At 44.8% G+C, this 12,479-nt stretch carries 5 protein-coding genes; all 5 read left to right on the forward strand.

Features of this window, described 5'->3' with window-relative positions:
• Position 1 precedes the first annotated feature (1 nt).
• From NZD81_RS19340 to NZD81_RS19360, 5 genes are read left to right on the forward strand one after another with little or no spacing between them, the layout of a single operon-like run.
• Positions 2 to 856 carry a 3-hydroxyacyl-CoA dehydrogenase family protein gene (locus NZD81_RS19340; protein WP_014663083.1) on the forward strand — a complete coding sequence of 285 codons (855 nt, stop codon included), beginning with the start codon at positions 2 to 4 and terminating at the stop codon, positions 854 to 856.
• Between the two features lie 15 nt (positions 857 to 871).
• Positions 872 to 1,933: an HAD-IIIC family phosphatase gene (locus NZD81_RS19345; RefSeq protein WP_014663084.1), complete on the forward strand. Its 1,062-nt coding sequence runs from the start codon at positions 872 to 874 to the stop codon at positions 1,931 to 1,933.
• A 25-nt stretch (positions 1,934 to 1,958) separates the two neighbouring features.
• A complete protein-coding gene (locus NZD81_RS19350; RefSeq protein WP_003240117.1) occupies positions 1,959 to 2,228 on the forward strand; it encodes an acyl carrier protein in 270 nt (89 codons plus the stop codon).
• Positions 2,215 to 3,357, forward strand: coding sequence for an acyl-CoA dehydrogenase family protein (locus NZD81_RS19355; protein ID WP_014663085.1), 1,143 nt, complete (start codon positions 2,215 to 2,217; stop codon positions 3,355 to 3,357). Before NZD81_RS19350 ends, NZD81_RS19355 begins: the two co-directional genes overlap by 14 nt.
• A gap of 21 nt (positions 3,358 to 3,378) precedes the next feature.
• On the forward strand, positions 3,379 to 12,477 hold the full coding sequence (locus tag NZD81_RS19360) for a non-ribosomal peptide synthetase/type I polyketide synthase (RefSeq protein ID WP_282374045.1): 9,099 nt from the start codon (positions 3,379 to 3,381) through the stop codon (positions 12,475 to 12,477).
• Positions 12,478 to 12,479 lie beyond the last annotated feature (2 nt).

Consider the following 12,479-nt stretch of genomic DNA (forward strand, 5'->3'; position numbering starts at 1 on the left):
AATGGATTTCAGAACTGCCGGTGTTATCGGAGGAGGCGTCATGGGGGCCGATATGGCTCTTGATTTATCTGCGAATGGGTATCAAGTGATTTTGCTGGATATCAGTGATGAAAAACTGAAAGCCGCAGAGGAAAACATTAAAAAGACATTTAGGCTTGTTCAACTGATGCGGAAAGAAAAATTCAGCATGTCATTGGAAGATGTGCTTGATAACATTCAATTCACAACTGAGCCGCACAATGTAGAGCCGGCTGATATCATCATTGAAAACGTAACAGAAGATTGGGAGATCAAAAAACAAGTGTATTTACAGTTAAAGGATATCTGCCGAGAGGATGCCGTCTACCTTGTCAATACAAGCTGCATCTCAATTACGAAGGTCGGTTCACTGATGCATCGTCCGGAAAAGGTAATCGGAGCACATTTTATGAATCCTGTTCCTCTGAAAGAACTTGTAGAGGTGATACGGGGCGATGCCACCTCTGACGAGACTGTCAATGCAACCGTTGAGTTTTTGAAATCTTTCGACAAAAACCCTGTCGTCGTTCATGATTTGCCTGGCTTTGTGTCAAATCGTGTGTTAATGCTGACCATTAATGAAAGCATTTGGACGGTACAAGATCAAGTGGCGACACCAGCCAATGTGGATAAAATTTTCCGCGGCGGGTTCGGGCATAAAATGGGTCCGCTCGCGACTGCGGATTTAATAGGTCTCGATACGATCCTTAACTCCTTGCTGGTTCTATATGAAAGCTACAAAGATTCAAAGTTCAGGCCGTGTCCGCTGCTCGTGAAAATGGTAGACGCAGGAAAGTTAGGGAGAAAGTCAGGACAAGGATTCTTTCAATACAGTTAAAGGAGGGGCAGGCCATTGAAAAAGGGAGTTAAGTGTGTTGTCTGGGATTTAGATCATACGCTATGGGATGGTATTCTGCTTGAATCAGATGATGTAAAGCTGAAGGAACATATCAAAGAGATTCTGACTGAGCTTGATGAACGCGGCATATTGCTGTCTGTCGCAAGCAGAAATGACGAAGCTGCTGCTATGGAAAAATTAAAGGAATTTGGAATAGACCATTTCTTTTTATATCCGGAAATCAGCTGGAATGCCAAATCGGTCTCTTTGGAAAAAATCAGCAAAAACCTCAATATTCATAAGGATACGCTTCTCTTTATTGACGACCAAGCGTTTGAAAGGGAAGAAGTGAAAAATGCCCATCCGGAGATTTCGTGCTGGGATGCCGTTCGGTATAAAGATCTAATCGTCGACCCGTTGCTGAAGCCTGCATTCGTAACAGAGGATGCCAAAAGACGCCGGCAGATGTATCTGGAGGATGATCGCAGAAAAGAGGATGAAGAGCAGTTTGAAGGACCGTCCGAACAATTTCTTGCCACTCTGAATATGAAGTTTACGATCAGCCATGCGCAAGAAAGCGACTTGCAGCGGGCAGAAGAGCTTACGGTGCGTACAAACCAGCTGAATGCAAGCGGAAAAACATACGATTATCAGGAATTAAATTATTTCCGAGAATCAGACTCTCATATGCTGCTAGTCTGCGAACTTGAGGACAAGTACGGCTCTTATGGAAAGATCGGACTCTCTTTAATAGAAGAAAAGGGAGATGAATGGCATATTAATCTTCTTTTAATGTCATGCCGGGTTATGTCCCGCGGTGTCGGTACCATATTACTGACAGCTATTTTAAATGAAGCGAAACAAAAAGGGAAAAAACTGTTTGCCGATTTTAAACAAACAGATCGCAACAGAGTCATGTATATCACCTATAAATTTGCCAATTTCAAAGAACATACGAAGGGCCCGGACGGCTACATTCTATTTGAAAATGACCTGAGCCAGATTCAGCCGTATCCTGCGTATGTCGAGGTCAAAACGGAATTCAGCCAATCACCTGTTGCGGGAAGCAGCAATTAATCTAAATAGCGGGGAGAGCAAATAGATGAATCTTCATGAACAAATTAGAGAATATATTGAACAAAATTTGGTGGTCTTTGACGATGAAATCGAATTAACCAATGATGATCACATTTTTGAAATGGGATTTGTAAATTCTTTATTTGCGATGAAGCTTGTAACATTTCTTGAGCAAAACTTTGGGTTTCAGCTTGATAACGAAGATTTAGATATTGCCAACTTCAGCACAGTAAACCGAATCGTCAGCCTAATTGAAAAGAAACAGAACGGAGCGCTTGCTAATGAAAACAGCTGAGATGAAAGCCGACATCATTCAAGATTTCCGGGGTTACTGCGATGAAAAAATCAGACCTTTTGCAGGCGAGTTTGATGAGAAGGAATGCATCCCGGCAGAATTAATAAAAGAGTTAGGGAGCAAATCTTATTTTGCTGCGGGGATTCCGGAAGTTTATCACGGATTGGGATTGAACCCTGTCGAGTACGGTTTGTTTACTGAACAAGCAGGAAAAGCGTGCTGTAATATTCGAACCCTTTTGACTGTAAATTCGTTAGTCGGTGAATCTCTGCTGCGGTACGGTACAGAGCGCCAAAAAGAAGAATGGCTTGTCCCTATCGGAAAAGGAGAGAAAATCGGAGCGTTTGCATTGTCTGAACCAAACATTGGTTCAGACGCAAACCACATTGAAACATCGTATGCAAAAAACGGAAGCAGCTATGTCATCAACGGCAGAAAAAAATGGATTTCCTTTGGCGCCATTGCTGACTTTTTTCTGGTTATAGCCCGGGATGGAGAAGTTGTTACAGCCTTTATTGTAGACAGCCGCCAGAGCGGAGTAACGGTAAAAAAAATGGAAGGCATGATGGCCAATAGAGCTTCTTATCTTGCGGAAATAGAGTTTGACGGCGTCGAGGTTTCTGATGACCAAATATTAGGGCCAATCGGGGGCGGTTTTAATTACATCGTTAACTTGGCTTTGGATCATGGCAGATACAGTGTGGCATGGGCCGGATTGGCGATTGCACAGGAAGCCGTCGATTCTTTAGTCACATACTCACGGAAGAGAAGCCAATTCGGAGAGAAGCTCTACAAACATCAAATGATTAAAGGAATGATCGGTGATGCCGTAACACAGCTGCATGCGGCCCGCGCCTTATGCATGAAAGCCGGCGAAATGCGGATGAAACAAGATCCAGAGGCCGTGACGGAAACGTCTGTCGCGAAATATTTCACTTCAAAGGTTGCTGTTGAGATTACCAATTCAAATGTGCAAATCCACGGAGGAAGCGGCTTCAGCAGAGATCATTCAGCAGCCCGCCTGTACAGAGAAGCCAAAGTATTGGAGATCATTGAAGGAACATCTCAAATTCAGCAGCAAGTTATAGCGAATTATGGATTGAGACGATATTTTGTCAAACATATATAGGCAGAGGATGGAGAGGATTCTGTGAGTGAGCAAATGAAGAAAATAGATAAAAATAACATAGCCAACATTCTCGGACTGACAACCATTCAGGAAGGTCTGCTTTTTCATCATTTAATGGAGCCGGAAGGCAATGCCTATTTTGAACAAATGCTGATAAAACTAGAGAGTGAACCAGCACGTGATCTTTTTGAAAAAGCATGGCAGCAAACGGTTCAGCAAAATGAAATGCTGCGGACGGTGTTTAGGTGGAAGGAAACAGCTAAGCCAATTCAAGTGATATTAAAGCATCATAATATAGATATCCGTTATCAGAGCATCCCGTTCGAGAAAGGGATTTCTCAGGATAAGCTGAAGGAGGAGCTTGCGGCCCGTGATCGGAAAGAGCCGTTTCAGCTTCAGGAAGTCCCTTTTCGTGTCACACTTTATCAAACAGAAGAAAACGGGATCTGGATGATGATCAGCTTTCATCATATCTTGATGGACGGCTGGAGCATGGGGATTGTCCTCAAAGAGTGGATGGAGTCATATCAAGCGTTATCCATGGGTCAAACACCTGTTGTTTCTCAAAAACCGTCATATCAAGGATTTGTGAAATGGCAGCAGGAACAGCAGCGTAAAACAAAAGACAGCCAGGCGTCATTTTGGAAAGGGTTATTGAAAGACTGGGAGCCTGTGCAATTACTGCCGAATACAGAAAGGCCAGGGAAGCGAAATGCTATTTTTTCTAAACATGAGATACAGCTTCCGGTTTCAGCAGGAAAGGCTCTGCGCTCACTCGCTGCTGAACGGCAAGTTACGCTTGCTTCCATTTTATATAGTGTGTGGGGGCTGCTGCTAAAGAAGTATTCTGATCAAGAAGAAGTGGTGTTCGGGACAACCGTTTCAGGAAGAAGCGCGGATGTACCGGGAATAGAACAAATGACGGGGCTGTTTATTAACACCATTCCGCTTCGTCTTCGCTTTGCGCCTCAATCCACGCCTTTAGATGTGATTCAGCTTGCGCATGAGCAGATTGCCAAAAGAAGTGAATATGAACATACACCGCTGTCTGATCTAAAAACATATGCGGGTCTGACGGCTGAGCAGTCATTATTTGACACGATTGTCGTGATTGAAAATTATCCGCTTGATCAAATGCTTAAGTCAAACAGTCTTCCTCTTTCAATCGAACAATATGACATGTTTGAGCAAACTGAGTTTGATTTGACATTGAGTGTACAAGCTTTTGATGAACATATTCATTTTTCTTTTATCTACAATCCTGATGCTATGTCTGCTCTTCAAGTGAAGCAGCTTAGGGATCATTTTCTCAACCTGTTATCGGAAGTGATTGACAATCCGGCAGACAGATCTGTGCACCGCTTGAATATGCTTTCCGAAGATGAAGTGCATTATCAGCTTGAAGAGTTTTGCAACTATAAAGGTATGACCGGCAACGGACATCAGACTGTTATTGATTTGTTTGAGCGGCAGACAGCAAAGACGCCGGACGCTCTTGCTGTGGAGTTTCGCTCGGAGTCCCTGACCTATGATCAATTAAATAAAAAAGTGAATCAGCTCGCCCGTTTTTTAGAAGGTCAGGGAGTCAGACCTGCACAAAGAGTCGGTATTTTAACAGAACATTCAATTGAAATGGTGATCGCTTGTCTCGCTGTATTAAAAGCGGGCGGCGCTTATGTTCCAGTTGATCCCGATTATCCGCCGCAAAGAATTGAATATCTTCTTCAGGACAGCGGGATAAACCTGCTGCTGACAGAGGATATCGATGGGCTGGTTTACTCGTACGACGGTGTGAAAATAGATATTACCGATCAGAACCTTTATCAAGGAAACGACAGCAATCTGGTGAAACAATACGGTCCGCAAGACATTGCGTATTGCATATATACCTCTGGAACAACAGGCAGGCCAAAAGGGGTGCTTGTTAAGCATCTGGGTCTTGAAAATTATGTTTCCTGGGCCGCCGAGCAATATGTAAGAGGCCATAAAAGAGATTTTGCCCTTTATACGTCTTTATCTTTTGATTTAACAGTAACTTCTATCTTTACCCCGCTTATAACCGGAAACGCAATTATTGTGTACCAGGATAAAAACAAGCAGCTTCTTGTGGAACAAATACTGAAAGATAATCGGGCCCACGTTATGAAGTTAACGCCGTCCCATCTTCATTTCATTTCCGAGATGCCGTTTCAGGACAGTGTCATGGAGTGCCTGATACTGGGGGGAGAGCAATTAGAAACCTCCTTTGCGGCGAAAATTGAACAAAACTTCGATGGGAAAATTGAAATTTTTAACGAATACGGACCGACGGAAACGGTAGTCGGCTGCATGATTCACCGCTACTCATCTGAAATGGATAAGGATCTGTATGTGCCGATCGGCCGGCCTGCAGCACATACTGATATATACATTCTTGATTCACATATGAATCTGCTGCCCCGAGGAGCATCGGGAGAACTCTATATTGCCGGAAAAGGAGTAGCAGAAGGCTACTTAGGCCGGAAGGAACTGACGGCAGAGCGATTTGTGGCGCATCCTTTTAAGCCCGGAGAAAAAATGTATAAAACAGGAGATGCAGCCCGCTTTTTACCAGATGGAACCATTCAATTTTTAGGCAGAAATGATGACCAAATCAAACTTAGGGGCTATCGGATTGAGAGCGGGGAGATTGAACATTGGCTCTGCCGGTACGGACGAATCAAAGGGGCGGCGGCTGTCGTGAAGAAGGACGCGTCCCAGACACCGTGCCTGGCTGCTTATCTTTTCACTGATGAGACGATTGATGAAAAGCAGCTGCGTGAATACCTGCGCCGTCATTTGCCGGAATATATGATTCCATCCCGATTTATTGTGATGGATGAGATGCCGCTGACGGCTAATGGAAAACTGGATAAAAAAGCACTGCCCGAGCTTGCCGCAGAGACAAAACGGAAGGTGCTTACGGAGGCCCCAGCTTCTGAAACAGAAAAGATGGTGCTGGAGGTTTGGAAACGTGTACTTGGTCAAGACAGCATCAATGTTCACGATAAATTTTTTGAAATCGGCGGCACTTCCCTGCATTTGATCCAAGTTAATCAGCAGCTTTCTAAGGAAACGGGAAAAAGTATTCCTATGGTTGAGATGTTCCGCCGTCCAACAGTTCAGTTGCTTGCTGAATTCTTATCAGGCCAGGATGAAGGGCAATCAAAAAAGAAAGCATCATTCATATCAAAAAGGAAGGCTCCTTCAAATGACAGCATCGCCATCATCGGGATGGCCGGGCGTTTCCCCGGTGCTAAAAACATAGATGAATTTTGGCATAATCTGAAAAACGGCAAGGAATCTATCTCTTTTTTCACTGATGAAGAGCTGTTTGCGGCGGGCATTGATGAACAAACATTTATGAGAAGTGATTATGTAAGGGCGAAAGGAATCATCGACGGCCCTGATTTATTTGATGCCTCTTTCTTTGGCTATTCACCGGGGCAGGCAGAGGTCATGGACCCGCAAATCCGCCTTCTTCATGAGTATGTATGGAAAACGCTGGAGGACGCAGGGTGTGTTTCAGCTGAATATGAAGGGAAAATCGGTTTGTTTACAGGAACAACCTCAAATTTTCAATGGCTCCAGCATTTCGCTGACTCATTAGACGGCAGGATGTCAGAGCTGTTTGAAATCGGCTCTTTAAATGATACTTATACAATCAGCACGCGGGTTGCTCATAAGCTTAATCTGAAAGGTCCAGCCATTACCCTGCAGACCGCTTGTTCAACCTCCTTGGTCGCGCTGCATTTGGCTTGCAAATCAGTGCTGAATGGAGAATCCGATATCGCTCTCGCAGGAGGTGTGTCCATTCTCCACCCGGTTAAGTCAGGCTACATCTATCAAGAGAATATGGTGAAATCGCCAGACGGCCATTGCCGAGCCTTTGATAAAGACGCGAAAGGCACTGTAGGAGGCGACGGAGTCGGATTTGTCGCAGTGAAATCGTTGAGCCGCGCGTTGGCTGACGGTGATAGGATATACGCGGTTGTAAAAGGATCTGCGGTCAACAATGACGGTGACCAAAAGGTAGGCTTTAATGCGCCGAGTGTGGAAGGCCAGACAGAGGTTATAAGAGAGGCGATTGCTGATGCGGGGATTGAGCCGGAAACCATCAGCTATGTGGAAACCCACGGGACAGGCACGGCTCTCGGAGATCCAATTGAAATTGAGGCCTTAACCAAAGCGTTTCAAACGAATAAAACCGCGTTTTGCCGGATTGGTTCCGTAAAAACGAATATCGGACACCTTGATGCTGCTGCAGGCGCGGCGGGTCTCATTAAAACAGTTCTATCTTTGAAGCATCAACAACTTGTGCCTAGTCTTCATTTTAAAGAAGCAAATCCGAATATTGATTTTGAAAACAGTCCTTTCCTTGTCAATGACACGCTCCGGACGTGGAAGAAAACAAATGCTCCGAGACGTGCAGGCGTGAGCTCATTCGGTATGGGCGGCACAAATGCCCATGTGATTCTGGAGGAAGCGCCTGTCAGTGAACGTGAAAAACATTCGCGTTCGTATCAGCTGTTTCCTCTTTCAGCAAAAACGATGAATGCTTTAGAAAAAACGAAAGACCTTTTGCTCGAACACATGGAAAGGAACTCTGAACTTAATGCAGCAGACGCCGCCTATACACTTCAGGCCGGAAGACAGCACTTTGATTATAGGCAAATGTTTGTGGCAAAGGACAGGCAGGATGTCATCCGCCTGCTTTCCGAGAAAAAGGACAGAGGACTCAGTCGAATGTCGCGGATTCAGGAAAAAAAGGAGAAAAAATTGATCTTCATGTTCACAGGCCAAGGCAGTCAATACGTGAACATGGGCAGGGATTTATACACGGAGGAGCCGTTTTTCAAAGAGACGATGGATCACTGTTTTCAAGAATTCTATGAAGCGACTGGTGAGAGGCTTGAGAATATTCTATACCCTGATCAGCAGGATGAAGAAGCTGCCGCGATAAAGCTTCAAGAGACGAAATATGCCCAGCCGGCTATTTTTATGCTGGAATATGCGCTGTCACTTTTATTGATGAAGTGGGGGCTGCGGCCATGGGCTATGATCGGCTACAGCTTTGGTGAACTAACGGCTGCCGCGGTATCGGGAGTGTTTACGCTCAGTGATGCCATCAAGCTGATCAGCTTGCGTGGACAAGCGATGCACGAAGCGCCGTCAGGCATCATGTTAAGCGTGCCAATGCCAGAGGAAGAACTGAAAGCGATTCTCCCCGATTGCATTTCATTGGCTGTTGTGAATGACGCTTCTTGCATTGTGTCGGGGCTTGAGTCTGACATTTCAGCGTTTGAAGAACAGTTAAAAGCCAAAAAAGTGCTTTGTATGAGAGTAAAAGGTTCAATTGCTGCCCACTCGCACGTCATGGCTTCCGCCGCTGAACGATTTGGAAACACGGCTAAGAACATTTCTTATCAAAAACCGGGTGTTCCCTTCTTCTCGAATTTAACGGGAGACTGGATAGCGGATGAAGAAGCTGCGGACTATGACTATTGGAAGCGGCACATGACTGAGACTGTTCGTTTTGCTGAGGGTATTGGCGTGTTAACGAAGCAGGAGCATGCTATTTTTATCGAAATCGGCCCGGGACAAGATTTAAGTGTGCTTGTGAAGAGATCGATTAACGATGAGATGCGCCAGCATGTTTGCAATGTGCTGAAACACAGCAGGCAAAATATGTCGGATGTCCAATTTTTACTCAGCAGAATTGGCACGCTGTGGATGTATGGCGCAGTCATTGATTGGCGCGGGCTGCATGAGGGCAGAAATCCTGAAAAAATTACAATGCCGCAATATCCTTTTGAAAAGGAATCCTTCTGGCCCAAACGGAAGCATACTGCCAGCGGAAAAGGCAATAAACATTCCGGAGGAAAGCTCCCGCTTCAGGAGTGGTTTTATCTGCCGCAATGGGAAAAAGAAATCCTGCCGATTTCCCGAGAGATTGAAGCGGCGGAACAACGTTTGCTTGTCTTCATGGAGGATGGCGATTTTTCACATAAGCTTATTCAGGGGCTGCAATCTGCCTGTGCTTCTTGTGTCATCGTTAAAAAAGGGCATAACTTTCAGCAGGTTGAAAAAGGAGTGTACACACTTCGCCCAGACTCTGCGGAAGATTACTGCCGTCTCTTTGAAGTGTTGGAGAAGGAAAAGATTCAGTACAGCCGGATTTTGCATCTCTGGGGGCTGGCAGAGAAGAATGAAACCGCTGCTGCCGAGTGGATTGAGCAGATCCAAAACGAATCCTATTACTCGTTGCTTTACTTAGGGCAAGCATTGAAAAAGAAAGGAACAAACCAGGAAATTTCGATCTTTGTATTATCGTCCCTTACGTATCAGCTTGGCGGAGAAGAAACGCTATATCCAGAGAAAGCCGTACATCTGGGGCCGAGTATGGTCATATCTCAGGAAACACCGTTCCTTCGCTATCGAGTGATTGATATAGACAGGCAGAAAGAAGATTCCTGGAAAGAAGACAAGCTGCTGGGACTCATCAGATCTGAGCTGATGACCGAATCAGGCAATCTCCTAACGGTTTACAGAAATAATAAAAGGTACACCAGGAATTTTATTCACAAAGCAGTGCCTGCAGAATCATCGCAAGGGCACCTTCGTCCCGGAGGCGTATATATTCTGATTGGCGGGCTGGGCTTCATCGGTTTACATGCTGCCAAAACCATTGCTGAGAAAACAAAAGGAAAGCTTATTCTGACTAGCCGTTCCGGCCTTCCGCCGCGGAGTGAATGGGAGTCCTTAATCAGCACGCATGCTGAGGATGATCCAACTGTTAAAAAAATAAAATCAATATATGAGATAGAACAAACAGGCGCGGAAGTTATTGCTGTTGCTGCGGATGCAAGCCGTGAAGCGGATATGTCTGAACTGGTTCATGCGGCTGAACATAAGTACGGCTCCATACATGGCGTAATTTATGCAGCTGGAATAACAGGCGAACAATCATTTAGGATGATGGAGCAAACGGATAGAAGTTTTTCGAATGCTCACATTCAAGCAAAAATGACGGGCGTTGCGGTATTAGAAAAAGTGTTGGACGATCGGCCGCTTGATTTCTGCTTTTTGATTTCGTCCTTGTCTCCGATATTGGGAGGACTTGGATTTACCGCCTATACTGCAGTTAACCATTTTGTTGATGCCTTTGTATATCAACATAATGCGCAGCATCCTGTTCAGTGGACAGCCTTAAATTTAGACGGCTGGGAATTTGAAGACGGCAAAAAACCGGATATTCCAGTCGGAGGGGATTTAGAAAATACCCTGATTCGTGCGCATGAGGGCAGAGAGGTTTTCGAGAGAATTTTCACATTTGATCATATGGATCAGATTGTCGTGTCTGCCACGGATCTGCAGGAGAGGATACAAAAATATGTGAATCGTCTGCACCAGCCTAGCGATGAACAGCAAGAAGAGGACGTTTCGCTGTACGGGCGGCCAGAGCTTACCGCTGAATATGTTGAACCAGTAACTGATATGGAGAAAGAACTCCTTGTTCATTGGCAGTCATTTTTCAAAATTGATCAAATCGGCATAGACGATGATTTCTTTGAGATGGGCGGTGATTCTTTAAAGGCGATTACTTTCATTTCCATTATTCATCAAGCGTTCAATGTGGAAATTGCGCTGCCGGATTTCTTTAACATTCCGACGATCAGGCAGATGGCCGAATTTATCAGCCAAGCCGACAAGAAGGTTTACAGAAAGATAGAAAAAGCTGAAAAACAGGATTATTATCCGCTGTCCTCAGCGCAAAAACGGCTTTATCTTGTTCAGCAGTTAGATCAAACAAGCACTGGCTACAATGAGTTCACTGCCGGACGGATTGCAGGAAAGCTTGATATGCAAAGGCTGGAGAATGCGTTCCGGCAATTGATTCATCGTCATGAGAGTTTAAGAACATCCTTTAAAGCAATAGACGGTGTTCCTATGCAGTGCATAGCTGAGCATGCGGAATTTCATGCAGACTTTTTTGACCTATCCCATTTGGCAGGCCAGGAAGGGCAAAACGAAAAAGAACAAGAAGTCATCAGCAGCTTTTTAAAGCCGTTCCAGCTTGATCAGGCACCCTTGATGAGAGCTGGTGTGATGAAGAACTCTGAAAACGAGTATATTCTGATGCTCGATATGCACCATATTATTTCTGACGGTCTATCTCAGGATATCTTGGTCAGCGAGTTTATGGATCTATATGACGGCAAAGAGCTTGCACCGCTTGAACTGCAATATAAAGATTTCTCAGAATGGCAGAATCAGATGCTTCAGTCTGATGACCTGAATGAGGTGAAAACATATTGGCTGAAACGGCTTGACGGCTTCCGTGAGCTTCAGCTGCCGGCTGATTACCGGAGACCTGATGTCAAAAGCTTTGCCGGCGCCCATTATCGTTTTGATGTAAGCAAAAAAGAGCTTGAGGCGTTTAAAGCCATTATGGCCGATGAAGACGCCACGCTGTTTATGGGACTTTTATCAATCTATCAAGTCCTGCTGCACAAGCTCACTGGACAGTCCGACATTGTAGTCGGCGTTCCGGTTGCGGGGAGAAGGCAGGAGGAGCTGCAGAGGATCATCGGTATCTTCGTTAACATGCTTCCGCTTCGGTTTTATCCGAAAAAAGAGATGACGTTCACTCAATTCCTGCACCATGTTAAGCAGCTGGTGATTGATGACTTTGATCATCAAGATTATCAGTATGAACATATGGTTCAAGACTTGAAGTTAGATAGGACGTTAAATAGGAATCATATTTTTGATACCGTTTTTGCTCTGCAAAATCTAAGCCAGCCTTCTTTAGAGGTAGACGGGATCACACTAACCGACTATGAATATGAAACAGCGGTTTCCCGGTTTGATTTGCTTTGGATCGCTTCAGAAGACGAAAACGGTTTATCTTCTGTCATTGAATACAGCACTGAGCTGTTTACAAGAGAAACGATTGAAGGCATTGCGAAAGGGATTAAAAAGGTGCTGTCAGCCGTAATTGATTGTAAGCAAACTGCTCTCAAGGATATTGACCTGACTTCAGGCATCAATGATTTAGAAAAGGTATCGTTGCTGGAACTAGACGATCTGAAAATCTAGCA

Source organism: Bacillus sp. B.PNR1 (assembly GCF_030386235.1).
In the GTDB taxonomy this organism is placed as follows: Bacteria; Bacillota; Bacilli; order Bacillales; family Bacillaceae; genus Bacillus; species Bacillus stercoris.

Coding starts and splice junctions, on each gene's coding strand:
- NZD81_RS19355 (WP_014663085.1), top strand. CDS start 2,215: ATGAAAACAGCTGAGATGAAAGCCGACATCATTCAAGATTTCCGGGGT.
- NZD81_RS19340 (WP_014663083.1), top strand. CDS start 2: ATGGATTTCAGAACTGCCGGTGTTATCGGAGGAGGCGTCATGGGGGCC.
- NZD81_RS19350 (WP_003240117.1), top strand. CDS start 1,959: ATGAATCTTCATGAACAAATTAGAGAATATATTGAACAAAATTTGGTG.